25 protein-coding genes, 2 pseudogenes and 1 riboswitch are annotated in these 26620 nt (G+C 74.2%); of the genes and pseudogenes, 12 read left to right on the top strand and 15 right to left on the bottom strand.

Features of this window, described 5'->3' with window-relative positions:
• Positions 1–299: 299 nt before the first annotated feature.
• The 3 genes from IH00_RS0134370 to IH00_RS0134380 are packed head-to-tail and all read right to left on the bottom strand — an operon-like array spanning position 300 to position 3639.
• The gene (locus IH00_RS0134370) at positions 300–1136 is read right to left on the bottom strand and encodes an ABC-2 transporter permease (protein ID WP_107064581.1); all 837 of its coding nucleotides are present in this window, start codon (positions 1134–1136) and stop codon (positions 300–302) included.
• Positions 1133–2695 (bottom strand): DUF1349 domain-containing protein, encoded by a 1563-nt coding sequence (locus IH00_RS0134375; RefSeq protein WP_031080133.1) that lies wholly within the window; start codon positions 2693–2695, stop codon positions 1133–1135. The genes IH00_RS0134370 and IH00_RS0134375 overlap by 4 nt, the downstream gene beginning before the upstream one ends.
• On the bottom strand, positions 2692–3639 hold the full coding sequence (locus IH00_RS0134380) for an ABC transporter ATP-binding protein (protein ID WP_031080135.1): 948 nt from the start codon (positions 3637–3639) through the stop codon (positions 2692–2694). Before IH00_RS0134380 ends, IH00_RS0134375 begins: the two co-directional genes overlap by 4 nt.
• A 125-nt stretch (positions 3640–3764) precedes the next feature.
• On the opposite strand from IH00_RS0134380, the gene IH00_RS0134385 reads away from it, so the two are divergent.
• Both IH00_RS0134385 and IH00_RS0134390 read left to right on the top strand, forming a co-directional pair.
• Positions 3765–5018 carry a sensor histidine kinase gene (locus tag IH00_RS0134385; protein ID WP_234335079.1) on the top strand — a complete coding sequence of 418 codons (1254 nt, stop codon included), beginning with the start codon at positions 3765–3767 and terminating at the stop codon, positions 5016–5018.
• On the top strand, positions 5015–5692 hold the full coding sequence (locus IH00_RS0134390) for a response regulator transcription factor (protein WP_199819869.1): 678 nt from the start codon (positions 5015–5017) through the stop codon (positions 5690–5692). Before IH00_RS0134385 ends, IH00_RS0134390 begins: the two co-directional genes overlap by 4 nt.
• 452 nt (positions 5693–6144) lie before the next feature.
• On the opposite strand, the gene IH00_RS0134395 is transcribed toward IH00_RS0134390, so the two are convergent.
• Entirely contained in the window at positions 6145–7359 is a 1215-nt protein-coding gene (locus tag IH00_RS0134395) for an erythromycin esterase family protein (protein WP_031080141.1), read from the bottom strand.
• A gap of 69 nt (positions 7360–7428) precedes the next feature.
• On the opposite strand from IH00_RS0134395, the gene IH00_RS0134400 reads away from it, so the two are divergent.
• Positions 7429–8160 (top strand): TioE family transcriptional regulator, encoded by a 732-nt coding sequence (locus tag IH00_RS0134400; protein ID WP_031080143.1) that lies wholly within the window; start codon positions 7429–7431, stop codon positions 8158–8160.
• Between the two features lie 297 nt (positions 8161–8457).
• Here the strand turns inward: IH00_RS0134400 and IH00_RS0134405 are convergent, their stop codons facing one another.
• The 7 genes and pseudogenes from IH00_RS0134405 to dhaK form a co-directional block, all read right to left on the bottom strand.
• Positions 8458–9303 carry an energy-coupling factor ABC transporter ATP-binding protein gene (locus tag IH00_RS0134405; RefSeq protein WP_031080145.1) on the bottom strand — a complete coding sequence of 282 codons (846 nt, stop codon included), beginning with the start codon at positions 9301–9303 and terminating at the stop codon, positions 8458–8460.
• Positions 9300–10049, bottom strand: coding sequence for a cobalt ECF transporter T component CbiQ (gene cbiQ / locus IH00_RS0134410; RefSeq protein ID WP_031080147.1), 750 nt, complete (start codon positions 10047–10049; stop codon positions 9300–9302). Before cbiQ ends, IH00_RS0134405 begins: the two co-directional genes overlap by 4 nt.
• Positions 10050–10055: 6 nt before the next feature.
• Complete coding sequence (locus IH00_RS0134415) at positions 10056–10394, bottom strand: energy-coupling factor ABC transporter substrate-binding protein (RefSeq protein WP_031080149.1); 339 nt, start codon at positions 10392–10394, stop codon at positions 10056–10058.
• A complete protein-coding gene (locus tag IH00_RS0134420; RefSeq protein WP_031080151.1) occupies positions 10391–11131 on the bottom strand; it encodes an energy-coupling factor ABC transporter permease in 741 nt (246 codons plus the stop codon). The genes IH00_RS0134415 and IH00_RS0134420 overlap by 4 nt, the downstream gene beginning before the upstream one ends.
• 29 nt (positions 11132–11160) lie before the next feature.
• Positions 11161–11395: riboswitch (cobalamin riboswitch) on the bottom strand.
• Between the two features lie 145 nt (positions 11396–11540).
• Positions 11541–11955, bottom strand: a pseudogene (locus IH00_RS38220) (PTS-dependent dihydroxyacetone kinase phosphotransferase subunit DhaM).
• Positions 11952–12542, bottom strand: coding sequence for a dihydroxyacetone kinase subunit DhaL (gene dhaL / locus IH00_RS0134430; protein ID WP_031080153.1), 591 nt, complete (start codon positions 12540–12542; stop codon positions 11952–11954). The pseudogene IH00_RS38220 and the gene dhaL overlap by 4 nt, the downstream one beginning before the upstream one ends.
• Positions 12543–12580: 38 nt before the next feature.
• Positions 12581–13573 carry a dihydroxyacetone kinase subunit DhaK gene (dhaK, locus tag IH00_RS0134435; protein WP_031080155.1) on the bottom strand — a complete coding sequence of 331 codons (993 nt, stop codon included), beginning with the start codon at positions 13571–13573 and terminating at the stop codon, positions 12581–12583.
• Between the two features lie 262 nt (positions 13574–13835).
• On the opposite strand from dhaK, the gene IH00_RS0134440 reads away from it, so the two are divergent.
• Together IH00_RS0134440 and IH00_RS0134445 are read left to right on the top strand one after the other, a co-directional pair.
• The gene (locus IH00_RS0134440; RefSeq protein WP_052411868.1) at positions 13836–14231 is read left to right on the top strand and encodes an STAS domain-containing protein; all 396 of its coding nucleotides are present in this window, start codon (positions 13836–13838) and stop codon (positions 14229–14231) included.
• A 148-nt stretch (positions 14232–14379) separates the two neighbouring features.
• Positions 14380–14817 carry an ATP-binding protein gene (locus IH00_RS0134445; protein WP_031080159.1) on the top strand — a complete coding sequence of 146 codons (438 nt, stop codon included), beginning with the start codon at positions 14380–14382 and terminating at the stop codon, positions 14815–14817.
• Between the two features lie 7 nt (positions 14818–14824).
• Here IH00_RS0134445 and IH00_RS0134450 read toward each other — a convergent pair whose 3' ends face one another.
• On the bottom strand, positions 14825–16345 hold the full coding sequence (locus IH00_RS0134450) for a hypothetical protein (RefSeq protein WP_031080161.1): 1521 nt from the start codon (positions 16343–16345) through the stop codon (positions 14825–14827).
• 198 nt (positions 16346–16543) lie between these two features.
• On the opposite strand from IH00_RS0134450, the gene IH00_RS0134455 reads away from it, so the two are divergent.
• Positions 16544–17323, top strand: a complete 780-nt coding sequence (locus IH00_RS0134455; protein ID WP_031080163.1) for a universal stress protein — start codon at positions 16544–16546, stop codon at positions 17321–17323.
• A 167-nt stretch (positions 17324–17490) separates the two neighbouring features.
• On the opposite strand, the gene hpnR is transcribed toward IH00_RS0134455, so the two are convergent.
• Positions 17491–19074, bottom strand: a complete 1584-nt coding sequence (gene hpnR / locus IH00_RS0134460) for a hopanoid C-3 methylase HpnR (protein ID WP_078888123.1) — start codon at positions 19072–19074, stop codon at positions 17491–17493.
• Positions 19075–19213: 139 nt separating this feature from the next.
• On the opposite strand from hpnR, the gene IH00_RS0134465 reads away from it, so the two are divergent.
• Both IH00_RS0134465 and IH00_RS0134470 read left to right on the top strand, forming a co-directional pair.
• The gene (locus tag IH00_RS0134465; protein ID WP_039947723.1) at positions 19214–19522 is read left to right on the top strand and encodes a DUF1876 domain-containing protein; all 309 of its coding nucleotides are present in this window, start codon (positions 19214–19216) and stop codon (positions 19520–19522) included.
• Between the two features lie 98 nt (positions 19523–19620).
• The gene (locus tag IH00_RS0134470; protein ID WP_031080168.1) at positions 19621–19896 is read left to right on the top strand and encodes a DUF1876 domain-containing protein; all 276 of its coding nucleotides are present in this window, start codon (positions 19621–19623) and stop codon (positions 19894–19896) included.
• A 250-nt stretch (positions 19897–20146) separates the two neighbouring features.
• On the opposite strand, the gene IH00_RS0134475 is transcribed toward IH00_RS0134470, so the two are convergent.
• Entirely contained in the window at positions 20147–20548 is a 402-nt protein-coding gene (locus IH00_RS0134475; RefSeq protein ID WP_031080170.1) for a ChaB family protein, read from the bottom strand.
• Between the two features lie 230 nt (positions 20549–20778).
• Here IH00_RS0134475 and IH00_RS0134480 point away from each other — a divergent pair, with 230 nt between their 5' ends.
• The 4 genes from IH00_RS0134480 to IH00_RS0134495 all read left to right on the top strand — a co-directional run bounded on the left by IH00_RS0134480 (position 20779) and on the right by IH00_RS0134495 (position 26064).
• Positions 20779–21870 carry a thiopeptide-type bacteriocin biosynthesis protein gene (locus IH00_RS0134480; protein WP_063835479.1) on the top strand — a complete coding sequence of 364 codons (1092 nt, stop codon included), beginning with the start codon at positions 20779–20781 and terminating at the stop codon, positions 21868–21870.
• A gap of 1 nt (position 21871) precedes the next feature.
• The gene (locus IH00_RS0134485) at positions 21872–24625 is read left to right on the top strand and encodes a lantibiotic dehydratase family protein (RefSeq protein ID WP_039947724.1); all 2754 of its coding nucleotides are present in this window, start codon (positions 21872–21874) and stop codon (positions 24623–24625) included.
• A 19-nt stretch (positions 24626–24644) separates the two neighbouring features.
• Positions 24645–24797: a hypothetical protein gene (locus IH00_RS43600; protein ID WP_199819870.1), complete on the top strand. Its 153-nt coding sequence runs from the start codon at positions 24645–24647 to the stop codon at positions 24795–24797.
• 79 nt (positions 24798–24876) lie between these two features.
• Entirely contained in the window at positions 24877–26064 is a 1188-nt protein-coding gene (locus IH00_RS0134495; protein ID WP_031080176.1) for a lanthionine synthetase LanC family protein, read from the top strand.
• Here the strand turns inward: IH00_RS0134495 and IH00_RS44645 are convergent.
• Positions 26029–26620 (bottom strand): annotated as a pseudogene (locus tag IH00_RS44645) (galactosyldiacylglycerol synthase); the annotation flags it as partial. The gene IH00_RS0134495 and the pseudogene IH00_RS44645 sit on opposite strands and share 36 nt — an antisense overlap.

The following is a 26620-nucleotide window of genomic DNA, read 5'->3' on the forward strand; positions in this document are numbered from 1 at the left end:
ACCACCGCCCTGCGCTTGGGCACGGCCGCGGCTGAGCAGGTCCTGCGTCGCTTCACCCGCGGGGCCCAAGCACCCCACTTGTCGCGCGATTGAGGAACTCGGGCGGGCAGTGCGTACGGCGTTCATCTGCGACTACCTCGCCGACACCGACCTGCGGCGCTGCGGACAGTGGGTCCGGGTCGGCATCCTGAAGACCCGCCCGCCCGGCGTCGCTCCCGATCGGCTGGATCGTCGACCGGGTGAGGTGCCGGGCCGGGGAGGGGCCGGAAGCCACCGTGCTCGCGGACGGCCCGGTTCGGCTACGCGTCGCGCCTGTGCAGCAGCACGCTGCCGACCAGCAGCGCGGCCGCGGCCCACGTGGCGAGCACGCCCAGGCCGGCCCATGGGCCGATGGGCAGCTCGTGCAGATGGACGGTGGCTTGGACCGCGAGTCCGGCGGTCATGGGCGAGATCTGCTGGAGGTGGCGCTGCCACTCCGGGTCGTTGATCACCTGGGTGACAACCGGGAAGAGGTAGAGCAGCCCGAGCACGATCCCGATGGCGCTCGCCGCCTCCCGTACCGCCGTCGCCACGCCGAGGCCGATCAGGGCGATCAGGACGAGGTAGAGGGCCGAGCCCACGGCCGCGCGCAGGGTCGGGCCGTCGGCCAGGGACAGCGGGGCATAACCGTGGGCCTCGGTGAATCCGTTGCCGGGCAGGATGTAGCGGCCGGCGAGGAGGGAGACCAGGACGGCAGCCGTCCCGAAGGCGAGGACGACCGTGGTGAGGATTGTCGCCTTGGCGGTGAGGACGGTGAGCCGGTTCGGCACCGCCATGAGCGTGGTGCGGATCATCCCGGTGCCGTACTCGCCGCTGACGGCCAGCACCGCGAAGACGGCGATGACCGCCTGCCCGACGGTGACGCCGGTCAGGGCGAGCTTGACGGCGTCCTGGCCGCACCCTGAGTCCGGGCACTTCACGGCCTTGGCGGTGCCGCAGCCGACGGCCACGGTCAGCGCGACGGCGAGCAGGAGCAACGTGCCCATTCCCCCTGCGGTGCGGAGCTTCGTCCACTCGGCGCGCAGGGCGCGGCCGAAGTCCCCTCGCCATGCGCCGTCCGCCGTGCTCGTGAGTCGTGCACCGCTCAGGAGACTCATACGTCCCTCCCGCGCAGCCGCACCACGGACAGACCGAAGGCGAGCGCGGCGTATCCGCACAGCACGGCGAGGCCGGCCCATGGCGCCAGCGGGTAGTAGCCGGTCGACGGCTCGTACACGCTGAGCACCTGCGCGTACCGCGGCAGGGTCTGCTGGATGGCGAAGCCCGCAGCCGGGGTCACCCGCAGCAGCCACTCCGAGACGCCTGGGGGCAGTACGCCGGAGGTGGCAAGCAGGAAGGGCAGCACGATCGACGCGATGACCAGGGCGACAGCCGTGGCGCTGCGCCGCAGCAGGGCACCGACGCCGAGAGCGAGCACGGCGGCGGCTGCGCAGAGCAGGCCGGTGCCGGCCATGACGCGCACTTCGGTCGCCGACGTGACGGGGAAGACATGGAAACCCCTGCCGCGCGCGCTGCGTTCCCCGACGGGAATGGTGATCGCGGCAGCCACCAGGCCGATGGCGAACGCGACGCTCCCGGCCACCAGCGCCTTGGCACCAAGCACCCGGCCCCGCAAGGGAGTTGCCGCCATGGTCGTGCGCAGCAGACCGCGCCGGTACTCGCCGGTGATGAACACCGTGCCCACGGCGATCACCACGATCAGCCCGGCGAAGGTGCCGACGAGGAAGTTCTCGATGGTGAATCCGACGCCCATGACGGGCCCGCCGACGACCGGTGCGATGTCACCGGCCCCGGTCACGGTGAACCCGCCGTCGTCGGTCTGGGTGAAGCCGCCCTCGGTGGTGTTCGAGTAGCTGCCGGAGGTGCCCGCGTCGCCGCCCACCTGTGTGCCGCTCCACGCGCTCTGGGACCAGTCGCCGGTGAGGGCGGGGCGGCCGAAGGCGCCGGTGGCCACGGCGGGGCTGAAGCCCGTGCCCGCCGCGGTGTCCTGCTTCGCCTGCGGTGACGTGGCGAAGAGCCCGGCCTGCACGGTGCGCGCAAGCCCCGGCAGCTTCGCATGGCCGACCTCCGTCCAGTGGGAGCCGTCGGTGGAGGTGGAACCGGTGAGCCAGTCACCGGAGCGGACCAGGCGCAGCCAGCGCGGGGACTTCTGGGTGACCTTGCCGGAAGGGCCCGCCATGTCGTGCGTGTAGTCGTACTGCATGCGCACACCGTGGCCGCCGGTGGCCATGACCGCCGCGTACGGGGATCCCTGGGTGAGGCTTTCCTTCACGATGATCCCGGCCTTCGCCCAGGGCTGGGCGCCCTGGGCCGTCCTGCCGGCCCCGGTGTCGGCCACGCCGGTCAGCGACCGCAGGGGAACGGTGAGGGTGCCGTCGCCGGTGAGCGTCCTGCGGACGAAGTAGAAGCTGTCGTTGACGGCCTCGCCGCCGGGGCCCTTCGGGTACGAGGCGGCGTCGGCGCCACGACCGCCGGGGGCGGGGGCGGCCGTGCCGAGCAGGCCGACCACGACCGTCACCAGGAGCGCCCCCGCCATGGCGAGGACCCAGCCGCGTACCGTACGGAACTTCGTCCACTCGGCGTGCAGCGTCCTGAGGAACCGGCTCGGCTCAACGCGCCTCGTGGCCGGGGGGCGAGGGGTGAGGGTGGCTGTCATCGCGTGGCCTCCCCTACCGGGATGCCGCGGTACTCCACCGCGTCCCGGGTGAGCTCCATGTATGCCTCTTCGAGCGTCGCCCGGTGCGCGGACACCTGGGAGAACGGCACCCCGTTCCGGGCGAGCAGGGCCACGATCTCCTCGTCGGGCAGGCCCGTGACGCCGAGGGTGTCGGGGCCGGTGGCGAGAACGGTGGCGCCCGCGCCGTGCAGGACCTGGGCGGCGCGCGGAGGCGCGGAGGTACGCAGGGTGACCCGGCCGCCGGACGCCTCGGCAAGCAGTTCGGACACGCTGGTGTCCGCGACGACCCGGCCGCGGCCGATCACCACGAGATGGTCCGCGGTGTCTTCGAGTTCGCTCATCAGGTGACTGGAGACCAGAACGGCGCGGCCCTGCTGGGCCAGCGACGACAGGAAGCCCCGCATCCACACGATGCCGTCGGGGTCGAGGCCGTTGAACGGCTCGTCCAGCATGACGACCGGCGGGTCACCGAGCAGCGCCGCCGCGATCCCCAGGCGCTGGCGCATGCCCAGCGAGAAGCCGCCGGCCTTGCGCCGGGCCGCCGTGCCCAGGCCGGCCTGTTCGATGACCTCGTCCACCCGCCGGGTCGGCAGGCCCTGTGAGTGGGCCAGCCACAGCAGGTGGTTACGGGCGGTGCGGCTCGGCTGCAGCGCGGAGGCGTCGAGCAGTGCCCCCAGATGCCGAAGCGGGCGACGCAGGGTGCGGTACGGCACCCCGTCGACCAGGGCCTTTCCCTCCTCCGCCGCGTCAAGGCCCAGGATCACGCGCATGGTGGTGGACTTGCCCGCGCCGTTCGGGCCGACGAAGCCGGTCACCCGTCCGGGCCGCACGGTGAACGTCATCCCGTCCAGAGCCGGCTGTGGCCCGAAGCGTTTACGCAGACCGATGACCTCGATCGTCGCCTTCGTACTCTCATCGCTCATGGGCCCCACCCTGTGGCGGAGCGAGTTACAGGGGCCGAACGGTCACTGTCATCTCGCTGTTAGGCGCCTCGGCTTAGCCTGGCCCGGTACGTGTCCTGGTGCGGTGGCGAGAGGGGAGCATGCGGATGAAATGGGGTCCGCCCCGACGGCTCGCGGGCCTGACCGCCCGGCTCGGCCTGCGCCGTGGTACTGCCCGCACCCGCTTCACCGCCTTGTACGTGACTCTGTTCCTGCTGTCGGGAACGGCGCTGCTGGCCATCGCGGCCGTGGTGGCATCCGGCGGATCGCGCTCCAGCCAGACCGCCCCCGATGGCGGCACCGATCAGCCCGCCACGGCGGCACAGGCCCAGGGCCGCATCGACGAGCTGGAGCAGCAGCTGGCCCAGGCGCACGACACCCAGTCCCGGCAGATCCTGATCGGCTCGGCCATCGCCCTCGGCGTGATGGCGGTGATCTCGGTCGGCCTCGGCTGGTTCGTCGCCGGCCGGGTGCTGCGCCCGCTGCGCGTGATGACAGCGGCGACCCGCCGGATCACCGCCGACAGCCTGCACGAACGCCTGGCCATCGGCGGCCCCGGCGACGAGGTGAAGGACCTCGCCGACACCATCGACGACCTCCTCGGCCGCCTGGAGGACTCCTTCGACGCCCAGCGCCTCTTCGTCGCCAACGCCTCCCACGAGCTGCGCACCCCGCTCACCACGATGCGGGCCTCCCTTGACGTGGCCCTCGCCAAGCCGGGCCCGCTACCCGAGGCCACGGCCACGCTGGCCGCCCGGATGCGCGCCGAACTCGACCAGGTGGACCGGCTGCTGGAGAGTTTCCTCGTCCTGGCGCGCACCCAGCACGGCGAGTTCACCGACTCGGCGCGCCTCGCCCTCGGCCAACTCGCGCTGACCGCCCTGACCGGACGGGCAAAGGACATCGCGGCCAAGGGCCTGACCGTGCGCGAAAACCGGATCGACGACTCCGCGTGGGTGTGGGGCAGCCGGACGCTGCTGCGCCGCGCGGCCGACAACGTGGTCGACAACGCGATCGCGCACAACGACCCCGGGGGCTGGATCAGTGTCGCGGTACGGGCCGAAGGAGACGACGCGGGCGCGGTGTCCCTCGTCGTCGAGTCCAGCGGGCCGGTCCTCGACCAGCAGCGGGTGGCGGAGCTCACGCAGCCTTTCCGCCGCCTTGGCGCCGACCGGACCGGCACCGGCCGGGGCAGCGGCCTCGGCCTCTCCATCGTCGCGGCCATCACCCAGGCCCACCACGGCACCCTGGACCTGCGGGCCCGCCCCGACGGCGGTCTGCGCGTGACCATCACCCTCCCCCGTACGGACGGCAGGGCGACGGCGGAGGCCCCCGACACAGAGACGGGCGTGGCGCGTTGAGAGTCCTGGTGGTCGAGGACGCCCGCCCCCTCGCCGAAGTCATCGCCGAGGGACTGCGCGACCAGGGCATGGCCGTGGACGTGGCCCACGACGGGCTCGACGCCGCGGCCAAGCTGGACATCAACACGTACGACGTCGTCGTGCTCGACCGCGACCTGCCAGGCATCCACGGCGACACTCTCTGCCAAATGATCACCGAGCGGGACGGCCGCGTGATGGTCCTGATGCTGACCGCCGCCGATTCACCCGGCGACCGCGTCAGCGGCCTCACCCTGGGCGCCGACGACTACCTCGCCAAGCCCTTCCACTTTCCCGAACTCGTCCTGCGCATCCGCGCCCTGACCCGCCGCCGCCCCGCCGCCCGGTCCCGCACCCTGAGCGCGGCGGGCATCGAACTCGACCCGATGCGCCGCACCGCCAGCCGCGACGGCCGCCAACTCAATCTCTCTGTCAAGGAATTCGCGGTACTCGAAGCCCTCCTGAACGCGAGCCCCGCCTTCCTCAGCGCGGAAGGCCTCCTCGAACAGGTCTGGGACGAGCACGCCGACCCGTTCACCAACACGGTCACGGTGACCATCAGCCGCCTGCGCCGCAAACTCGGCGACCCTCCGGTCATCGCCACCACACCCGGCGTGGGATATCGGGTCATCGACCCAGCCGTCCCACCTGACTGAGCAGCCGACAGGGGCCGGCGGCCCACGATCGGAGGCGGTGCTCAGTGCACCTGACTCCAGTCATCTGCGAGCCGACTTCGGAGACTGACACACGCGGTTACTCTCACAAACGGTCCTTTGCGCGAGCAAGATCAACGACCGGCCGCTGGACCCCGCCCGGCCCCCGATCGGTTCGCAGAACCCGTTCTCATTCAAAGGGAGACGGACCCCCTTCTGAGATTTGCATGGTGCGGAAATCCGCTTCCATGACGGCCCCTCAGCAGCCCTCCCCGGCCGATCGCTCGGACGCGGACGACGTTGAACAGTACGCCTGTCCCAAGGTGCCGCGGCTCAAGAAGGCACTGCGGGTGCCGACCCCGGCCGACCGCGGACCGGGCCGGCCGTGGCGGAGTCCCCGGCCCCCGTCTCGCTCTCCCTGACCGAGCGTCACTCTGATTACAGAGAGCTACTTGTCACTTCGCGGCAGCTTCGGGGAACAGGGCCTTGACGAACAGGAGGCCGTCGACGCCCGCCAGGTGGGCCGGGTCGAGCGGGGCGTAGCCGAACCAGGGGGACACGCGGGGCGCGGGCCGCGTGTCGCCGAGGGCGGCGGCCAGGCGCCGGGGGTCGACGAGGCAGTGGTCCTCCGGGAGCGCGTACAGAAGCCCTTCGACGGTGTCCGGCGGTGGCGTGTCCACTCCCCGGTGCCGGATCGTGCCGAGTGCCGTGGCCACGAAGGCGTACTCCTCCCCGAGCCGGGTGCTCACCAGCGCGCCGGCGCCCCACCACTCCAGCGGTCGCCCGCCCATCCGCATCCTGCTCATCCCCCGCTGGAGATGGGAGTTGTGGGCGTGGACGAGAGCCGGGCCGCGAGCGGTGAGGGCGAGCAGGTTGTCGGCCATCATCCGGTCCCGCACGCTCACCAGCCGGGTCAGGCGGGCCGGTGAGGCGTCGGCCATCCAGTGGTGGTACTGCAGCAGGCCGGTCGCGGTGCGCCCGTACAGGCGCGCCCGGTCGTGGTCGTCCCGCGATGTCGCCGTGATCAGGTGCGGCGTCCGCTCCTCCAGCAGGGCGACCAGATCGTCGGCCAGCAGCCGCAGCTCCCTCGCCTCGGCCGACCTTCCCGCCGACCGGGCGGGGTCCCTCATCGCGGCGGGTTCGGTCCACCGGTCGTCGGGGCCGAGCAGGCGGTCGAGCGTTTCCGCGGTGCACGGGAGCAGATCCGCGTCCACCCAGGTGGCCAGGTGGTCGTGGAGGGCGGTGAGGGCCTGCCGGGGGCTTTCGGCGCCGGTGATCTCCAGCGGGCCGTCGAAACCGGCGAAGCTGAGCTGCTCGGACGCGGGGCGGCCCTCGTTGTAGGCGCGCATCCAGCGCACGAGCTCGCGGTTGGCCGGGGACGCGTCCCACCCGTGGCTGATGCCGCGTTCCACGGCTTCCTCCAGGGTGCCCGTGCCCGAGGTGACGTACTCGTCGACGACCAGGCCCCTCATGCAGTCGCTCTCGATCGCGATCGTCCGGTAGCCCTCCTCCTCGACGAGCTGCCGGAAGAGTTCATTGCGCAGGTGGAGCAACGCGTCCTCACCATGCGTGGGCTCGCCCAGGGCGAGCAGCCGCGGCCGGGCCGGGAGCAGCCTCATGACGGCGCCGGCCTCGACGGCGTGGCAGGAGTCGTTGATGTCGGTAGCCATGGCTTCAACGGTATCTTTGAACCTTCGGTGGAAACTTTTCCGCGATATCGCCGCGAGGACGACGGGACCATGGGGCGAAACCTTCAAAGCAGTGAGCGGCTCCGCCCGATCGATCTGGCACGCGGGCACGGTCTGTCCACCCAGGCGATCAGGAACTACGAGGAGGCCGGCATCCTCCCGCCGGCCGGTCGCACACCCCACGGCTACCGCACCTACACGCCGCTCCACGCGGGGGCCCTGCGCGCGTTCCTCGCCCTGCTGCCCGGCCACGGGCACCGGACCGCGACCTCGATCATGCGGGCCGTGAACGAGGGCGCGGTCGACGAGGCGTTCCGCCTCATCGACACCAGCCACGCCCAGTTGCTCGAGGACCGCCGGACCCTCCGGGCCGTGGAGAGCGCCCTGCGCGACCTGGAGCTCGCGCCGGGCTGCGAACCGGCCGCGGCCCGCGTGCCCGACAGCACGTTCATCGGGCCGCTGGCCGAGATGCTCGGCATCCGGCCCGCGACCCTGCGCAAGTGGGAGCGCGCCGGACTGGTACGCCCGCGCCGCGACCCGCTGACCGGCTACCGCGTCTACGACGAGGCCGCCGTGCGGGACGCCCGCCTGACGCACCAGCTCAGGCGGGGCGGCTACCTGCTGGAGCAGATCGCCCCTCTGATCGACCAGGTCCGTGCGGCCGGGGGCATGGAGCCACTGGAGGCCGCCCTGTCCGACTGGCGCGGCCGGCTGTCCGCCCGCGGGCGGGCGCTGCTGACCGGTGCCGCGGAGCTGGAGGCGTATCTCCGCCTGCGCGGATGAGGCTCCGGTGTCCGGGCCTCACGGTCGGCGCATCACGGCGCGCGGCTCACGGTCGGCGCCTCACGGTCGGCGCCTCACGGTGCGCGCCTCACGGTCGGCGCCGTCCCGGCCGGACCTCCGCGGGTGCCGGCCATTCCTGGGCCGCCCCCGACGGCGTTTCGCCCCGGCGTCTCCGGCGTCTCCGGCGTCTCCGGCGTCTCCGGCGTCTCCGGTGTGTCGGCGCGCGGCCGGGTGCGGTCCGGTACCGGAACCACCCCCGGCGTGCGCGGGAGCGGTACCGCCGCCCTGCCGCCGACGTTACGCGCCGCGGACCGTCGTGGCCCAGGCCTCCAGGGCCTCCGGGGTGCGCGGGCCCGGTACGTCCGGGGGCAGCAGGCCGTGGTCCCGCAGGACGCGCGTCACCGCCATGCCCCACGGCCTGCGCAGCCGCGCCGCGTCCAGCAGGGCACCGTCCGCGAGGAGCTCCCCCACCGGGCCGGTGCGCAGGCCGTCCGGGGTGAGGACCGCCGCGTCATCCGCCCAGCGCAGCGCCAGGTCCACGTCGTGCGTGGCCATCACCACCGTCGTCCCCGACGCGCGCAACCGGTCCAGCACCTCCAGAAGCCGCTCCTGGCCGTGCGGGTCGAGGCCGGCCGTCGGCTCGTCCAGGATCAGCACCCGGGGCCGCATGGCCACCGCGCCCGCGATGGCGGCCCGCTTGCGCTGCCCGTACGACAGCAGGTGCGTCGGCCGGTCCGCGAGCGCCGTGATGTCCAGCGCGTCGAGCGCCTCGTCCACCCGGGCCCGCACCTCGTCCTCCGACAGCCCGAGGTTCATCGGCCCGAACGACACGTCCTGCGCCACGGACGCGGCGAACAGCTGGTCGTCCGGGTCCTGCACGACGAGCTGGACCGTGGTGCGCAGCCGGGTGAGCCCGGCCCTGTCGTACGCCACGTCCTCGCCGTGCAGCCGCAGCCGCCCGCTCCCGCACCGCAGGCCGCCGCTGAGCAGCCGCAGCATCGTCGTCTTGCCGCTGCCGTTGCGGCCGAGCAGCGCGATCGCACGCCCCTCGGGCACGGCGAAGTCGACGCCCGACAGCACGGCGGGCCCGTCCTCGTAGGCGTATCCCGCACCGACCAGTTCCACGACGGCGTCACGATTCATGGCAGGAACCTTTCGAGTACGAGAGTGACCGTGACGAGACCCGCGAACAGACCGGCGGTCGCGCCCAGGAACCGCCCGGAGACGTCCGACCGCGGCACCAGCACCCGCAGTGTGCCGTCGTAGCCGCGCCCGGCCAGTCCGGACTGCAGCCGCGCTGCCCGGTCGAAGGCGCGTACGAACGCCGTCGCGCCCAGGCCGGCCAGCGACCGCCAGGCGGCCGCCCGGCTCGTCAGCCCCAGCCGTGCGGCCTGCGCCTCACGGATCCGCCGGACGGCGTCCAGCAGCAGGAAGCTGATCCGGTACATCACCAGCGCCACATCGACCACCGGCGCCGGCACCCCGGCCCGTACCAGCCGGGGCAGGACGTCCGAGACGGGAGTGGTGAACGCGAACAGGAGCACCCCGAGCGACGCCGCCGACGTCCGCAGGAGCAGCTGCCCGGCGTGCACCGGCCCGTCCGGGGCGAGCGTCACGAACCCCTCGGACCCGCCCACCTGGAACAGCAGCGGGACGGCGCCCGTGAAGCAGAAGCCGAGCGGGATGCGGAACGCCCGCCACAGCCGGCGGCGTTCCACCCCGGCCGGTCCCAGCAGGACGGCCAGGGTGGCGAGCGCCACCAGTACCGCCCCCGGCCACGGCGGCAGGCAGATCGCGAGGAGGGTCAGGCCGAAGCCGAGCACGGCCTTCTCGCACGGATGACGGCGGCGCCAGCGACTGCTGTGCGCCGCCGCGTCGATCGGCAGCACCGGGGGCTACTCGGCGCGTCCGGCGTTCTCGGCCCGGGCCTGGGCCCGCGCCTCGCCCTGCCGCCGTCCCCGGCGCAGGCCGAAGTAGTAGGCCAGCACCCCCGCCCCGAGGGCGGCCTGGAGCGAGAACAGAGCCGACTCGATCTCGCCCGACGGCGGCTCGTACAGCGGGCTGAACCACGGTTCGTAGTCCGGGTGCGTCTCGGTGATGGCGGTCTCGGCCTGCCCGTCCGCGCCGGTGAACGGCTCCTCCTTGTGGTCGCCCATCCCCAGCGCGAGCGGGAGGACGGCGAGTGCCACGACGACGAGCAGCAGCAGCGTGTTGATCCTGGCGTTACGGCTCATCGGCCCACGGCCTCCGTCTTCGTCCCGGTCCCGGTCTCCGTCCCTGTTTCCGTCTCCGCTCCCGTCTTCGCCTTCGTGCCGAGCAGCACTCCGAGACGGGTCAGCTCGCCCTTGCTGGACTGCGTCAGCAGCCGCATCACGAGCACGGTGAGCAAGCCCTCGCTGACCGCGAGCGGCAGCTGCGTGACGGCGAAGATGCCGCCGAACTTGGCGAGCGCCCCGGCGAACCCGCTGCTCGGGTCCGGGAACGCCAGCGCGAGCTGCACGCTGGTGACGCAGTAGGTGGTCAGGTCGGCGACGAACGCACCGAAGAACACGCTCACCATCAGCGGCACGTCGAAGCGCCGCAGCAGCCAGTACACGCCGAAACCGGCCCACGGCCCGACGATCGCCATCGAGAAGACGTTGGCGCCCAGGGTCGTCAGACCGCCGTGCGCCAGCAGCAGCGCCTGGAACAGCAGGGTGATGGTGCCGAGCACCGCCATGATCGGCGGCCGGAAGAGGATCGCGCCCAGGCCCGTACCGGTGGGGTGCGAGCAACTGCCCGTCACCGACGGGAGCTTCAGCGCGGAGAGGACGAACGTGAAGGCACCGGACGCGCCGAGCAGGAGAGTCGACTCGGGATTGGCCTTGACCTCACGGGTCAGCGCCCGGACGCCATGGACGACGAACGGGGCGGCCGCCACGCTCCAGGCGGCCGCGTGCACGGGGGGCAGATAGCCCTCGGCGATATGCATGATGTGGGAGACCCTCTCCAGCACCTCGTGGATGGACAACGCGCCCTGGCCGGTCTCCTGGCTGACGGGTCATGCCGCCGCGACTCCGCCTTCCCGGACACCACGGTCTCCCGCGGTGTTCCAGTGGCTTCCCGGGGTGGTACCCCCGGGAGTGGAGCCGGACTTCCCGATCACAGTGGCGAGGGCCGCACCGGTACCGCACCGGTTTCCCGTACACCAAGGCCCTGCGACAGTAGTGCGTTGACCAGGTACATCACAACCCGCGCGCTCCCGTACGCCCCGCCCGCGTCCCCGTGCCCCGGTTCCCCGCCCGGCCCTGCGCCCTTGGAGCCGTGCTCCGCCGGCGGCCCCGTCCCCCCACCGCGCGGGGCCCGGGAACGACCGGGCCCCGCGCTGCTCGCGGCAGCTGCTACTCCTTGCGGTAGTCGTACGCCTCGGACGCCGCCGACACCACCGCGTCCAGGTCGCCGCCCGCCGAGGCGGTGACCACGGCCGCCACCGCTCCCTCCACGAACGGGGCGTCCACCAGCCGCGTGCCGTCGGGGAGCTCGTCGCCCTCCGCGAGGAGGGCCTTCACCGTCAGGACCGCGCTGCCGAGGTCGACGAGGACGGCCACGCCGGCACCGCCGTCCACCGACGCGGCGGCCTCGGCGATCAGCTCGGCGCTCGGCGCTCGTGCCGAGCCCGCCGTCGGGGGTGCCGCCCGCGGGCGCGACGGGTGCGGTCGCACCGCCCCCGGCGAGGCCCCGTGCCAGCTCGGCGACGGACGCGGCGACCGCCGCGCTGTGCGAGACGAGCACGATCCCCACCGGCGCCGCGCTCACCGGGCCCCCTCCGCGGCCGCCTCGGCGAGGGCGGCGAACAGCAGCGCCGACGAGGTCGCCCCCGGGTCCTGGTGCCCGATGCTGCGCTCACCGAGGTAGCTGGCCCGGCCCTTGCGCGCCTGCATCGGCACGGTCGCCAGCGCCCCCTGGTCCGCCGCTTCGGCGGCCGCCGCGAAGGACTCGCCCAGCGATTCGCCGAGCGCCTCCACCGCCGGCTGAAGCGCGTCGAGCATCGTCTTGTCGCCGGCCGCGGCACCGCCGAGCTGCGCCACCGCGGCCACGCCCGCACGCAGCGCCTCGGCCAGCTGGACGGGCGCCACCGAGGCGGCGTCGCCGAGCGCCTTGCCGGTGCGCCGCAGCAGCGTCCCGTACAGCGGCCCCGATGCGCCGCCCACCGTCGAGATCAGCTGCCGCCCGGCGAGTGTGAGCACCGCGCCGGGCGTCGCCGGCTCCTCCTTCTCGACCACCGTCAGCACCGCCGCGAAGCCGCGCTGCAGATTGGCGCCGTGGTCGGCGTCACCGATGGCCGAGTCCAGCTCGGTGAGCCGGTCCGCCTCGCGTTCGACCGCGTGCGCCATGACCGTCATCCAGCGCCGGAAAAAATCCGCGTCCAGTGCCACCGGCGTCACACCCCCCACCGCAGCGCCGCGGTCCGCACCGGCGCGTCCCACAGCCGCAGCAGCTCCTCGTCGGCCCGGCAGAGCGTGACCGAGCAGCCCGCCATGTCCAGCGACGTCACGTAGTTGCCGACGAGCGTGCGGGCCACCGGCACCCGGCGCTCGCCCAGCACCCGCTGCACCTCGGCGTTGAACCCGTACAGCTCCAGCAGCGGTGTCGCCCCCATGCCGTTGACGAGCACCAGCACCGGTCCGTGCCCGCCGAGGTCCTCCAGGACGGCGTCCACCGCGAAATCGGCGATCTCCCGCGACGTCATCATGGGCCGCCGCTCGCGCCCCGGCTCGCCGTGGATCCCGACCCCCAACTCCAGCTCTCCCGGCGGCAGGTCGAACGTCGGGCTGCCCTTCGCCGGTGTCGTACAGGCGCCCAGCGCCACGCCGAAGCTCCGCGAAGCGGCGTTGACCTGCCGGGCGATCGCTTCCACCCGCTCCAGCGGCGCCCCCTCCTCGGCGGCCGCGCCCGCGATCTTCTCCACGAACAGCGTGGCCCCGGTCCCGCGCCGCCCCGCCGTGTACGTACTGTCGGACACGGCCACGTCGTCGTCGACCAGGACCTTGGCGACCTGCACGCCCTCGTCCTCGGCGAGCTCCGCCGCCATCTCGAAGTTGAGCACGTCGCCGGTGTAGTTCTTGACGACGAACAGCACGCCGCGCCCGCTGTCCACGGCGGACGCCGCCCGCACCATCTGGTCCGGCACGGGACTCGTGAACACCTCGCCGGCGCAGGCCGCCGCCAGCATCCCGGGCCCGACGAAGCCGGCGTGCAGCGGCTCGTGCCCGGAACCGCCCCCGGACACCAGCGCCACCTTCCCCTCGACGGGCGCGTCACGCCGCACCACGATCCGGTGCTCCACGTCCACGGTCAGTTCGGGATGCGCGGCCGCGATCCCGCGCAGCGCGTCGGCGACCACGGTCTCCGGCACGTTGATGAGCATCCTCAACGGTGTCTCCCAAAGATTGATCGGGCAGCCCTCGGGCTGTTCCGGCAGATCAGGCGCTGTTCCGTGAGTTGTCGGTCCTGGGTTGGCCAGGGCTCCAGTATCGGGCCGCAGCGGTGGTGCGGGGCGCATGCCCGCCCCGGCGGGGGTGTTCCCGTGCGGGGCGGGCACCGGCACGCCCCCTGGCCGTCCGGGCCGTGGCGGCCCCGGCCTCACGGCCCCCCGAGCGTGGTGCCGGGAGGCGTGCCTCTGTACTGTTCGCGGGATGGACGAACAGATAAGCGAAGGAGCGGACCAGGGTCCGGAGGTCACGGAGCCGCGTCTCGCCGTCGTGACCGCGACCGTCGGCGACGTCCCGGTGCTGCGCGTGAGTGGAGACCTGGACCTCACCACCGTTCCTGTCCTCATGGACGCCGTGAACGCCTCGGTACGGGCCCACGGGCGCCGGCGGATCGTGCTCGACTGCGCGGGCCTGGAGTTCTGCGACTCCAGCGGCCTGAACTGTTTCCTCCAGCTGCACCAGGGCACCGGCCCGGTCGAAGGTGTGGTGCTCGCCCAGGTGGGAGCGACCGTGCGGCGGCTCCTGGACATCACCGGTGTCGACGCGGCGCTCACCGTCGTGCCCACGGTCGAGACCGCCGTGGCCCGGCTCCGTACCTGAAACACCGCGTGCCCCGGCTCCGTGTCCGAAACACCGCGGAGCCCGTACGGGCCCTTTTTTCCGCAAAAGTGGCAAGGCGTACATGTCCACTCGCGAATCGGGAAGCCGGAAAGCGCCTCCGAGTTCCGTCGGAACGAAGGGAGAGTGCATGACCGCCGAACGAGATCGTGTGCGGAGCGCAGGCCTGCTGAACACACTGAGTATCGAACAGACCTGGCATTTCGAGGGCTTGCTGAGCGATGTCACCGAAGCCCGCGAAGGGGCCGCCGCGTTCCTCCGCGGTCTGGCGCGCGTCCAGTCCCCGGCGGCGCCGGACGCGCAGGACGATGTGCTGCTGGTCGTCACGGAGCTGGCGGCCAACGCCTTCTCCTTCGCGCCGGGCCCCTTCACCCTGCGCCTCCGGGCGGTGGCCGACACCGTGCACATCGCCCTGGAGGACACCAATCCCACGCCCCCGGCCCCACGCCCCGTCGACCTCACCGGCCGTGGCGGCATCGGATGGCACCTGATCAACACCCTCGCGGAGCAGGCCCTCACGGTGCCGAGCGAGCGCGGCAAGGCGGTGCACGTGTTCATGGCGTGGTGAGACGCGTTCACGGCCTGGTCAGGCGCGCCATTTCGGCCGGCGGCAGGGACGGGTTGGCGGCCGCGGCCGCCCCCACCTGCGGGTCGTCGTCCGCGAGCAGCTCCGCGACGACCTGCGGCGGCAGGGCCGGGTGCGCGGCTGCCAGGGGTCTCGCACGCGGGTCCGCGAGGCAGGCCGTGAGCGCCGCGGCGGTCGCGCGGGGGTGCCGGGCGATCTCACGCAGCGCCTTGCGCGGGGGCCGCTCCTGCCGGGCCAGCCGCTCCAGGAGGCCGGGCGGCGCGTCCGGGTTGGCGGCCACGCGGGCCGCGACCTGATCCCCGTGCCGGCGCACCATGGCACGCAGCACCTCCCCGGGCAGGCCGGGATGCGGGGCGACCGCCTTGGCCACCTTCGCGTCCGGGTCCGCCGCGAGTGCCTCCCGGACCGCGGGCGGCAGGTCGCGCCGTTCCGCCACCAGCATCCGCAGCAGCGGGTCGGCCGACGCGGCCAGCTCCCCGACCTCGGCCGCGGAGGCCGCGGCGACCCCCGGCAGCAGGACCGGGCCGATCCGCGTCGTACGGGCCACCCGGGCGAGCACGTCCCAGGGGATGCGCGGATGGTGGGCGAGACGCCGCTGCACGTCGTGGCCGCCGTCAGCGGCGAGGGTACGGATCAGGGCCTCACCGATCGCCGGGTTCCCGGCGAGTCCGGAGCGCACCCCGGGGTCGGGATCGGCGGCGAGCAGCTCGCACGCCCCCGGCGGCAGGTCCGGCCGGGCGGCGAGCTCGCGGCGCAGCAGCGGTGAGGGGTGCCGGACGAACCCGGCGGCGGCTTCGACGGGCGTCATGGGGTTGCGCAGGGCGAACCGCCGCGTCTCGTGCACCGTGGACGCGTGCGAGCCGTCACAGGAGGCACCGGGCCGCAGCGCACAGTCGGGCAGAGGGCAGTACGGCTCGTGCACGAACGGAATCTCCTCCTGTTCGCAGACCGAACACCACCGGGCCGGGGGCAGCCCTTCGCCGGTGAGTAGCGCGACCAGCTCGGCCGGGGGTGTGCGGGTGTTGGTGGCCACCGCACGGCGGACCTCGGCGTGCGGGTGCCGGGCGAGCAGGGCGGCCGTGGCGGGCACGGTGGTCCACAGCCCCAGCTCCGTGACGACCCCTGTGTCGGCGTCCCCGGCGAGGCTCTCCAGCACGTCGGGCGGTAGGCCGGGGCATGCGGCCAGCTTCTCCCGCAGCCCGGCGTCCGGGTCCGCGGCGAACCGGCGGGCCCATTCCGGCCGGCCCGCACCCGTGTCGAGCAGGGCGAGAGCGGCCCGCGGCCACGCTCCGGGGTCGACGTCCGCGGCCGGCAGCCGCCCGGCGTACGCGAGGTGCACGGCGACCTCGTCTCCGAAGCGGTGGGCCAGCGCCACGGCCTGTACGGGGCTGAGGTCGGCCTGATCGGCGAGGTACGAGGCGGCGTCGGCGTCCGCCGTCGCGATCAGCCGGTCGACCAGGCCGGACGGCAGAGCCGGATTGGCGGCGAGCCCGCCCAGGAGGTGATCCACGTCCGGCATCCTGCCCGAACGCACATCCGGAAGTCGCCTGCATTGCGCGCCCTGCGCGGGTCTCGCGGCGCGCGGACCCCGCGGCCCGCGGGGTCCGGCAGGCCCGCGCGGCGGACGGAGCTGGCCGAGGCGTGCGGGGAACCTCCGGCGGACGCACTGTGGAGGTACGGGACGACGAGCGGACCCGGAGGAGTCGATATGCCCCGCACCGTCACCGTGACCGTCGGTGTCGACGCAACACGGGAGAGCATGGTGGCCGCCGAGTGGGGCGCCGACGAGGCGGCCAGCCGCGGGCGCCCGCTGCGGCTGGTGCACGTGTGGAGCCCCGGCACGGACGCCGTCACGCCTGTCGTGGACCGGGGCAGCGAGCGGCACGCCGCCGAGCGGCTGCTGCACGCCGTGGCCGGGCACGTGCACCGCCACCGTCCGGAGGTGCAGGTCGAGACCGACCAGCTCCACGGCAGCCCCGTCCAGGGACTGTGCGACGTCAGCGAGGACGCCGAACTGCTGGTCCTTGGCTCCCGGCGGCTCGGGAGCCTCACCGGCTTCGTCGGCGGCTCGCTCTCGCAGGCGGTGCTCGCGCGGGTCAGGCGGCCCGTCGTGCTGGTCCGGGCGCACGGCCCGGCGAGCGGCGACGTGGTGCTGGGGGTGGACCCCGAGCGGCCCAGCGACGAGGTGGCCGCCTTCGCCTTCGCCAGCGCCGACCGGTACGGCTGCGGCGTGCGTCTCGTCGCCGCCGAGGCGTCGCCCGAGGATCTCCTCGCGCGGTGGGCCCAGGAGTACCCGGGCGTGGCCGTCACCCGGACGGGCGGGCCGGGCCGGATGGCCCGCGAGCTGGCCGAGGCCTCGCACGGAGCACGGCTGGTCGTCCTGGGCCACCGGAGACGCCGCGTGCCGTGGGGAGCGCGGGTCGGGCCCGTCGTCCACGCCGTGATGCACGACGCCGCCGCCCCCGTCGCCGTCGTACCGCACCGCTGAGGAGGCCCTTCCCGGGTGCGTCGAGTGCGCACGGCAGGGGACCCGGCCACCACCGGCGGTACGGGTCGGCTCCGGCGGTCCAGGCCGGCGAGCACGGCACTCTGTGGCTGCTCGGGGCCCGCGCAGTGGAGCCGGGGGAGTGACGGTCGGCACCCGGGCCGCGAGTGTCAGACGCCGTCCGGCTCGGGATCGGCGTGCTCGGCCCGCTTGCCCTGCTCGACCCGATCGGTGCGGTCGACCTGCTCGGTGGGCTCGATCCGTTCGTCCCGGCGGAGCGCATGCGTCGGCACCCGGGTGTGGATGTAGAGGTCCTGGCGGCCCGGGGGCGTCGCCCGGCGCCGGGGGAGCGGCAACTCGAACTCCACCGGCCGCCGGTGGTCGGCGAGCTGGCGGCCGGCGTTGTAGACCCGGCCGAACTTCCACAGCATGCGGGCGAAGTTGGTCTGCCCGCGCGCCAGGTTCCGGCCGAGGACCCCCATGGCGCCGATGGCATTGCTCAGGCCCAGGTGCTTGCGGTTGATGACGGCCTGCGTGCGCACCAGCTCCCGGTAGAACTCCTCCAGGGACAGCTTCGTGGGAACGACCGCGTGCTGGATGTCGAAGAGCCGGTAGTCACGCGTCGTCAGCTGACGGGCCTCGGTGTGCCAGATCTCCGTGCCGGGGTACGGCGTCATCACGGTCAGGTGCACGATCTCCGGCACCGACAGCGCGAATTCCCGTACGACGCGGAAGCGTTCCGCGTCCCAGGCCGGGTCGACGATCAGGTTGATCGCCACCATGATCCCCATCCGGCGGGCGACTTCCAGCGCCCGGAAGTTGTCGTCCGGACTCACGCGCTTCCGGTACAGGTCGAGCCCCTCGGCGTCGATGGCCTCCATGCCCAGGAACATGTACCGGAGTCCCAGCCGGGTCCATCGCTGGAAAACCTCCTGATTGCGCAGCAGGACATCGCTGCGCGTCTCCAGGTAATAGCGCTTGCGGATCCTGCGGCGCTCCAGTTCGGCGGCGATTCCGTCGCCGTGTTCGGGCCGGATGAAGGCCACGTCGTCGACGATGAACACATTCGGTTCGCGGATCGACGCCATTTCCTCCGCCGCGCCCTCCGGGGACGCCTTGCGATAACTGCGGCCGTAGAACGTCCAGGCCGAGCAGAACGAGCAGTCCCACGGGCAGCCGCGGGTGAACTCGATCGACGCGCACGGATCCAGCTCACCGATGAAGTAGCGACGGCGCTTGCGCATGAGGTCACGCGCCGGGCGCGGCCGGTCCAGGCTGTCCAGCAGCTTCGGCGCGGGTCCGCGACCGTCCGCGCACACCACACCCGGGACGGTGTGCACCCCGCCGTCGGGGACCGCGGCCAGCAGCGGTTCGACCGCCGGCTCGCCCTCGCCGCGCACGATCGCGTCCACCGCGCCGTCGGCCTGCTCCAGTACGTGCTCGGCGATGAACGACACGCTGTGGCCGCCGAGGAAGACGAAACAGCCCGGCGAGGCGGCCTTGGCGCGGCGGGCGATCCCGATGGCCTCGGGAATGTTCGCGAGGTAGTTCAGCGAGATGCCCAGCGCCTCCGGTGCGAAGGAGACCATTTCGCGATCGAGCAAGGAGCGGGAAAGGACCTGGAGGTCCACCACGCGCACCTCATGGCCGGCGTCCCGGGCCGCCGCCGCCACTCGTTCGAGCCCCAGCGGCTCCAGCCGCAGGAAGATCTCGGAGTACATCAGGGCACTCGGATGGACAAGCATGACGCGCATCTCAGGTCTCCGGTTGCCGGCAACAGAAAGGAGTTCGGTGTAACCATTTCTCCCTTGTCGGCCGGATTTCTCCGGGAAGGCACGCCGCGGATAAGCGGCCGGGCGCCGGGAGAGGGATCCTGGGATCCAGGAGGTTGCCATGGCACGAACACTGGAATGGCAGGTCCGGCTGGAACTCGCCGAGGACGACGGCACCACGCGGGCCCGCGCGACGGTGGAGACGGAGGGGACGACGTTCACGGGGCACGGGACGGCCCGGCGCAACCCCGAGGACCCCGACGTACCCGTGATCGGCGACGAACTGGCGGCGAGCCGCGCGATGAGCGATCTCGCCCGCCAGCTGATGCGGGCGGCGTACCGGGACATCGGCGAGGTGGGCGCCGGCCTGCCGGGCAGCGAGCGGTACGAGGACGTCGGCGGCTACGGCTGGTCGGCGGTGAGCGCCTGACCGGCCCTGACCCCGCCTCCTCGCGCGCCCGTTCCCCCGGACGGGCGAGGGCCCGCCCACGGGTGCACGCTGGAGGAGTAGCTCAGGAGGTGAGTGGGATGCAGACCATCGTCGGATGGCACGTCGACATCGAATTCTCCGAGGACGAGGACACCGGCAAGACCAAGGCCTCCTGCCTGGTCCGGCTGCCCGACGGCACGGAGCTCCGCGGTCACGGCAGGGCGAAGCGGCACCCGGACGACATGGAGCAGCAGCGGGTCGGCGAGGAGATCGCGGCGGCCCGTGCGCTCAACGAACTCTGCAGGAATCTCATGAGGAAGGCCGGACACGAGATCGAGGAGGTGACGCACATCCCGGCGCACATCGCGATGTGAGCCCGCGTTCGGCCGCCCCGGACCCGGCCCCGCCCGGCCCGGGGCTCCCTCATGCGCATCTGCGCACCACGCCGCGCGGGCCCCTCCTCATGGCCGCGCGGGCCCTTCCTCATGCGCGCCGCGCCGCGGGAGCCGCGGCCGCGGGCCGGACCACGCGGCTGGACCGGGCGGGAAGCCGTGCACGCGCAGCAAGTCGCCGGGCGGCCCCGTGGAGCGGTCGCCCGGCGACGCCGGGGGGACGCGGCGCGCGTCAGGACCGGGCCTGACGGGTCGCGGACCTGTTGGCCTTGCGGATGGCCTCCAGCAGCTCGGGCTTCGACATGCGGGAGCGGCCGTCGATGCCGAGCTTCTTCGCCAGCTCGTACAGGTGCTCCTTCGAGGCGTTCTCGTCGACCCCCTCACCGCTGCGCCCGCCCTGCCCCCGCGGCCGCGCCGCCAGCGGGTCGGAGGGTCCCTTGCGGCCGGCTTCCTTGCGTTCCCAGTGGTCGCCGACCTTCTCGTGGGTGTGCTTGAGCGCGCTGAACGCCACCCGGTGCGCGCGCTCGCCCTCGCCGTACTGCTCGACGGCCGAGTCGTGCGCCTCGGCCCACGTACGCTGTGCGCTCTCCGGCGAGCGCCGCAGCGTCGAGGGCATGGCCTCGCGTGCCGGCATGATCGCCGCCTCCCTCCGCGGGTGCGTACGTCGGACGGGGGACGAGTGTCCGGGAAGCGGGGAGGACAAACGGCGCAGCCGGTGCCGGCCGGTGCAGACGCCAGAAGCCCGGCATATCTGAAATGCGCCAGCGTACGTCGGTTGATGATACGACCAATACTTTGCGTGCTTTCGGCACCTCGCGGCCCGGACATGACAGAAAGGGAATCCCGTCGCCTCGAGGAGGCCGCATGCTGGAGGTCGAGCGTCTGCTGGCCGATTGCCTGCACGACGCACGTGCCGGGTCGCTGGGCACCGTACCGCTCGTCCCGTACGGATCCGCGTACGCCGCGGCCCGCCGGGCGTTCCTCGCGGCCGGACTGCAGGCCCTGCGGGACGACCTGCCGGAGGCGGGCTGGGTCCAGCTCGACCTGGCGCCCGAGGCCTTCGCCTGGCCCCGCCTGTACGGGCGGCTCGCCGAGGCGGCCGACGACCTGGTCGGCACCGGGCTCGCCCGCGACTTCTTCTTCATGCACAAGCCCCCGGGGCTGCGCGTCCGCTTCCACGCCTCCGAGCCGTCCCGCGCCGGCGAGCTGCGCGCCGCGCTGACCCGCCACTTCGAGCGGCGGCGGGAGGACGGCGGCTGGGCGCGTCCGTACGCCGGTGTGTACGAGCCCGAGACCTACCTCTTCGGCGGCCCCCGCTCCATGCCGTACGTGCACGGGCTGTTCACCGCCGACGCACGGGCCTGGCTGGACGTCCACACGGCCGCGTCCGGAAGCCCCGTACCGCCGGAGTGGCGCGTGTCCCTGATGCTGCTGCGCACGGCGTTCGACGCCCTCGGCATCGCGGGCTGGGAGCACCGCGGAGTCTGGCAGGTCGTGCGGGAGGAGACCGGGCGCCGGCTCGCCGACGGGCTGCACGGCGGGGCGCGGCAGCGCGCCGCCGCCGGCATCCGCGCGTACTTCGAGCAGTCCGCCGACGCCCAGCTCGACGCGCTGCCGAAGGACTGGCAGGACGTGCTGCGGGTGCACCGGGCCGCGGCGCGCCGGGCCGCGGCCCGCTGGCGCGCCGGTTACTTCGAGTCCGGCGAGGCCACGGTCGGGCCGCGCCGGGCCGCCGCCTACCACGTGATCTTCCACTGGAACCGCGGCCGCTTCTCCGCGGCACGGCAGTGCCTGATCACCGAGGCGCTGGCAGCCGACGCGAGCGCGGAGAGCCAGGAGAGCCCCGCGGGCGCCGGGAGCCCGGAGCGACCCGAGTCGGCCGGGAGCGCCGAAGCGGAGGGCGCCGGGAGCGCCGGAGCCGGCCGAAGCATCGCAGGCGCCGAGGGAAGGGGCTGACGTGGCCGACGTACCCGAGGCGCGCGTACCGGGACACGACCTGGGCGGGACGGCACTGCTGCGCATCGCCGGCATGCCCTGCGAGGCGTGGACGGCGGCTGCCGACCCCGGCCTGTTCGAGCGCGTCGCCCGCCACGCCGAGACCGAGGAACGGCGGATCGAGCGCGCCCGCGTGCTGGCCGGCCGACTCGGCGAGGAGGTCGTCCCGCACCCGCTCCTGGCGAACGCCGACCGCGGCGCCGTCCTGGCCCTGCGGCGGCGGCTGCACTCCGGCGCCGCACCGGCCGCGGCGGACTGCCTCCTGCTGGAGCGATCGCCCGCCGTCCCCGCCGGCCTCGCGGCCGAGGCCCGCGACCTGGCCGAAGAGGCCCGTGCCCAGGAGGGAAGCCTCGCCGCGCTCGACCGGGCCGTCGCCGCCGAAGCGGAGCGCGTCGCCGCACAGGCATGGCACACCGCCCGCACCGACCCCGTACTGCGGGCGTTCCTGGACAGCGCCGCGCCCGGTCTCCTGGAGGACGTCGAACGACGCCTGGCGCAGGGCCAGTCCTGGTCGGGCAAACAGCTGCGCAAGCGCGCCGCGTACATCCGGCGCGTCCTCGGCCGGGCCGCGGTGAAGACCACGCCCCGCGGCTGGGCGGGCCAGATCGCCGTCCTCCCGGTCACCGCCGGAGGTGACGGAACCTCGTTGCTCGCCCCGGGGCCCGCCCCGCTCGGCGCCCTCGCGGCCGCCGCCATGGAGAACGTCCACCTCGTCCGCGCCCGCACCGCCGCACCGGACCTGCGCACCGCCGATCCGGCCACCCTGCTGGTGCCCGCGCCCCTGCACTTCACCGAACCGCAACCCGCCGGAACACCCGATGGCCGCCCCGCCGGAACACCCGATGGCCGCCCCGCCGGAACACCCGACGGCAGTCCCGCCGAGAGCCCTGCCGGAACACCCGCCGACGCGCCCGCCGGTCCGCGTGGCGACAGCGCCGGACGGCTGCGCTGCTACGTCGTGGACCCGCGCGAACCAGGCCGGCTGCGCCACGTGGTCCTGCGCCGAACCCGCGTACTGGAGACCGTCCTGGCCCTCCTCGACGACGGGCCCTGCCCGCTCGGCGAGCTCGAGAAGACGATGCTGGGACTCGCCGCGCCGCCCGGAGCGCCCGCCGCCGACCCCGGCGTGCTGCGCGGGTTCCTCCAGCACCTGCTCTCCATGGGCGTCCTCCAGGTCTGCACGGCGCCCCGCCACCACTACAGCGCCTGGACCCCGGCCGATGCCGTCACCGCCGGCGGCGCGCTGCCGCGGACACCCGCGGACACCGGACCCGGCGCCTGGTTCCTCGACTCGTACCGCACCCTCGCCGCCGGCGTCGCCGTGCCCGTGCCGGCCGCCGAACGCGTCCAGCGCGGCCTGCGGGTCGCGGCCCGGATCAGCGCCCTGCGCGACACCGACGGCCACCCGGACGTACCGCTCCGGACACGCCCCGAGTTCGCCGCCGTCACCGAACGGCCGCGTCCCGTCAGCGAGCTCCTCGCCGACCGGCTCCCCACCGCCGGCGACCCGCCGCCCCCGCCCCGGCGCCACGGCGGGTGGACCCGGCCCCGCGACCCGGGCTCCGGCTACGCCCGGCTGCTCGAGCACCTGGACGCCGCCGTCCGCACCGGCGCCGGCCACATGGACGTGGACGACGCGCTGCTGGACGCCCTCGGCGCGCCACGCGCCGACGACGCCGTACCCGCCTGGCCGGTCGACTGCCTGCTGCGCCCGCTGCCGCCGAGTGGTGGACGGGGGCCGGTGGCGGTCCTGGAGACCGCGTCCGCCGCCGGAGTGCTCGACGCCCGCTTCGCCGACGGCCTGCGCGCCCTGTACGGGGGCTGCCCCAGTGCCGACGCCTACCGCGACTTCCTCGCCGCCGTCGAACGGCGCACCGGCGTGCGCTTCGTCGAGCTGCTCGTGCCGCCGCTCGCCGAACGGGCCGCCAACGCCGTACGCCGTCCCGTGACGACCGGCTGGTGGACCGGGGACCCCGACCCCACGCCGTACTACGGGCCGCCCGGCCCGCACGCGCGCTACCTCCCGCTGGACCGGATCACCGTGCGCCGCAGCGGCCGGCGCATCGTCGCCGAGGCGGACGGGCAGCGCATCATCCCCGTGCACCACGCCACGCGCTCCCCGGCGCCGCCGTACGACGTGCTGGTGCGGATCCTGCTCGCCGCGAGCCACCCGGCCGCCTCCTACCTCGTCCGCCTGGACGGGCTGGACGCCGCGCTGCCCGGGCGGCGCAGGCTGCCGCGGCTGACCGCCGGGGGCGACCTGGTCCTGTCCCCGGCCACCTGGCGGATCGACCGCACGCACCTGTGGCAGCCCGGTGACGGGCCGCTCGCCAAGGTCCGCACCCTCGCCCTGCTGCGCCGCACCCTGGGGCTGCCCCGCCACGCCTTCGTCCGCGCGGCCCCGGGCGCGAAACCGGTGCCCGTCGACTTCGACTCGCTCACCGCCCTCCAGGTCGTCGAACGCCTCTGCGCCCAGCAGGCGGGCGGCGAGCTCCTGGCCGAGGAGATGCTGCCGGCCCCGGGGGACCTGCTGCTGCGCGACCCCCTCCACCACGGCGCCACCGTCGCCGCGCAGGTGCTGTTGCGACTTCCGTACGACCGGGGCGCCGAGCAGTTCGCCGCGGTCGCCGCCGACGCGCTGCTGCGCGACGACGGCGCACAAGACGTCCCCGGCCCGCCAGCCAGGCGGCCCGCCGGGGCGGTCACCATCCAGTGAGGAAGAAAGGGAACGTCCCATGCCCAAGATCGAACTCGCCGACCTCGACTCTCTCATCGACGACCTGGACGAGCGCATCACCGACAGCGACCTGCCGTCGGCGTCCCCGTCGACCGCCGGCTGCAGCGGCCTGTGCACGATCATCGTCTGCGCCACGGTCGTCATCTGCTGACCGTGTCACCTCAGGAGCCGCCCGGTCCGTCCGGGCGGCTCCGCCCTCGTGATGCCACCGCGACCGTACGAGGAGCCCCATGGTGTGCGACACCACCACGCAGGACACCGCCCGCGACACCGCGCTCGGCCTCGCCGCCCGGTACCTGGAGCAGTGGGCCTCCGCTCCCGGCGGGGAAGGACACCCCGGCGACCCCGGGATCCCCGTCCTGGCCCACCTGGTCGCGGACGAGCACCCCGCCGCCGCGGCCGCCGTCGCCGTCTGGGCCGGGACGGCCGGCCGCGGCCCGTCCCACCCGGCGCTGTACGACGGGGGCCTCGCCGGCACGCTCGTCGGCCTGCGCCTCGGGGCCGCGCTGCACCCGCCGCTGCACCGGGCCGCCGACCGGCTGCGCGACCACCTGGCCACCCGTCCCCCCGCGTACCGCACGCGCGACGTCGCCTTCCCCGACTACGACCTGATCTCCGGTCCCTCCGGCACCCTGCTCGCCCTGTGCGCGGGAGCGGAACCGGCGCCCGGCCTGCTGCGCCCGCTCGCCACGCACCTGGCGCTGCTGTGCGACGGCGACGACCTGCCCCGCCTGCGGGCCGGGCGGTACGACGGACACCCGCTCCTGGCGTGGATGCAGGGCCGGATCAACACGGGCATGGGCCACGGCGTCGCCGGGGTGCTCGCCGCGCTCACCGCGGCACTCCGCCGCGGGCCGGACCCCGAGGCCGCGGCACCGCTCACCGCCGCGCTCGGCCGCGCCACCCGCTGGCTCGCCCGCCAGGCGTACGACGACGACCGAGCCATCCGCACCTGGGCCGGTGCCGGACTCGACGGCGGCCCGCCGCCCGCCGGTTCGCACCCCCGCCAGGCATGGTGCTACGGCACCCCCGGCGCCGCCTGGGCGCTGTGGGACGCGGCCGACGCGCTCGGCGACGAGGAGACCGCCGCGTGGGCCGCCGACGCCTTCACCGCACTCGCCGGGGGCTACGACGAGGACTTCCACCTCTTCGGCGACACACCCGGCGACCTCCTCGGCCTGTGTCACGGTGCCGCAGGTGTCCTGGTCGTCGCGGACGCCTTCGACCGTCACGCGCGCGTGCCCGCCGCGGCCGTGCTCAAGCAGCGGCTCGTCCGCCACCTGCTGACGCGGCTGCCCGACACGTTCGACGACTGGCCGCCCGGCCTGCTGAGCGGCCCGCCCGGCGCGCTCAGCGCCCTGCTCACCGCCGCCCACGGCGCCTCACGCGCCTGGCTGCCCTGCCTCGGACTGCGCTGACGCCGGTGCACCCGCGAGCTCGGCGACCAGCCGTGCCGCGTCGTCGCGGAACACCGCCGCCCCCCGCTCCGTCTGCCGGTCCCGCTCCGGGCCCGGGGGCACCAGCCGGCCGGCCTGAGCCAGCAGTTCGCCCAGGTCGGAGGCGTAGACGGTCAACCCCTCGGCCGCCATCTCCCGTACGCCGACGGCGCCGTGACCGGGGATCGGCCGGTAGCCGATCACGGGCAGCCGGGCGGCCAGCGCCTGGACCGACGTCTGGCCCGCCGCGTTGTCGACGAGCAGCCGCGAGGCCCCCATCAGACCCGGCATGTCGTCCACCCAGCCGAGCGGCATGACACCCCGAAGCCGCGTCGCACGGCGCCGCAGCCGCTCGTCGCGCCCGCACAGCAGCACCGGCAGGAAGCCACGACCGGCCAGCGCCTCTGCCGTGCCGAGCAGCGCGTCGCCCACGCCCCACGCCCCGGCGGACAGCAGCACCGGCGGCCGCCCGCCGCCGTCGCGCGCCAAGGCCGCCGCCCACGGCCCGGAGGCGGGCGGGTCCCGGAACGCCCGCGGT

Source organism: Streptomyces sp. NRRL S-118 (assembly GCF_000716335.1).
In the GTDB taxonomy this organism is placed as follows: Bacteria; Actinomycetota; Actinomycetes; order Streptomycetales; family Streptomycetaceae; genus Streptomyces.

What these genes read in the sequence shown, in the direction of transcription:
- IH00_RS0134370 (WP_107064581.1), bottom strand. Translation starts at nt 1,136, where the DNA reads ATGAGTCTCCTGAGCGGTGCACGACTCACGAGCACGGCGGACGGCGCA.
- IH00_RS0134375 (WP_031080133.1), bottom strand. Translation starts at nt 2,695, where the DNA reads ATGACAGCCACCCTCACCCCTCGCCCCCCGGCCACGAGGCGCGTTGAG.
- IH00_RS0134380 (WP_031080135.1), bottom strand. Translation starts at nt 3,639, where the DNA reads ATGAGCGATGAGAGTACGAAGGCGACGATCGAGGTCATCGGTCTGCGT.
- IH00_RS0134385 (WP_234335079.1), top strand. Translation starts at nt 3,765, where the DNA reads ATGAAATGGGGTCCGCCCCGACGGCTCGCGGGCCTGACCGCCCGGCTC.
- IH00_RS0134395 (WP_031080141.1), bottom strand. Translation starts at nt 7,359, where the DNA reads ATGGCTACCGACATCAACGACTCCTGCCACGCCGTCGAGGCCGGCGCC.
- IH00_RS0134400 (WP_031080143.1), top strand. Translation starts at nt 7,429, where the DNA reads ATGGGGCGAAACCTTCAAAGCAGTGAGCGGCTCCGCCCGATCGATCTG.
- IH00_RS0134405 (WP_031080145.1), bottom strand. Translation starts at nt 9,303, where the DNA reads ATGAATCGTGACGCCGTCGTGGAACTGGTCGGTGCGGGATACGCCTAC.
- IH00_RS0134415 (WP_031080149.1), bottom strand. Translation starts at nt 10,394, where the DNA reads ATGAGCCGTAACGCCAGGATCAACACGCTGCTGCTGCTCGTCGTCGTG.
- IH00_RS0134420 (WP_031080151.1), bottom strand. Translation starts at nt 11,131, where the DNA reads ATGCATATCGCCGAGGGCTATCTGCCCCCCGTGCACGCGGCCGCCTGG.
- dhaL (WP_031080153.1), bottom strand. Translation starts at nt 12,542, where the DNA reads ATGACGGTCATGGCGCACGCGGTCGAACGCGAGGCGGACCGGCTCACC.
- IH00_RS0134440 (WP_052411868.1), top strand. Translation starts at nt 13,836, where the DNA reads ATGGACGAACAGATAAGCGAAGGAGCGGACCAGGGTCCGGAGGTCACG.
- IH00_RS0134445 (WP_031080159.1), top strand. Translation starts at nt 14,380, where the DNA reads ATGACCGCCGAACGAGATCGTGTGCGGAGCGCAGGCCTGCTGAACACA.
- IH00_RS0134455 (WP_031080163.1), top strand. Translation starts at nt 16,544, where the DNA reads ATGCCCCGCACCGTCACCGTGACCGTCGGTGTCGACGCAACACGGGAG.
- hpnR (WP_078888123.1), bottom strand. Translation starts at nt 19,074, where the DNA reads ATGCGCGTCATGCTTGTCCATCCGAGTGCCCTGATGTACTCCGAGATC.
- IH00_RS0134465 (WP_039947723.1), top strand. Translation starts at nt 19,214, where the DNA reads ATGGCACGAACACTGGAATGGCAGGTCCGGCTGGAACTCGCCGAGGAC.
- IH00_RS0134470 (WP_031080168.1), top strand. Translation starts at nt 19,621, where the DNA reads ATGCAGACCATCGTCGGATGGCACGTCGACATCGAATTCTCCGAGGAC.
- IH00_RS0134475 (WP_031080170.1), bottom strand. Translation starts at nt 20,548, where the DNA reads ATGCCGGCACGCGAGGCCATGCCCTCGACGCTGCGGCGCTCGCCGGAG.
- IH00_RS0134480 (WP_063835479.1), top strand. Translation starts at nt 20,779, where the DNA reads ATGCTGGAGGTCGAGCGTCTGCTGGCCGATTGCCTGCACGACGCACGT.
- IH00_RS43600 (WP_199819870.1), top strand. Translation starts at nt 24,645, where the DNA reads ATGCCCAAGATCGAACTCGCCGACCTCGACTCTCTCATCGACGACCTG.
- IH00_RS0134495 (WP_031080176.1), top strand. Translation starts at nt 24,877, where the DNA reads ATGGTGTGCGACACCACCACGCAGGACACCGCCCGCGACACCGCGCTC.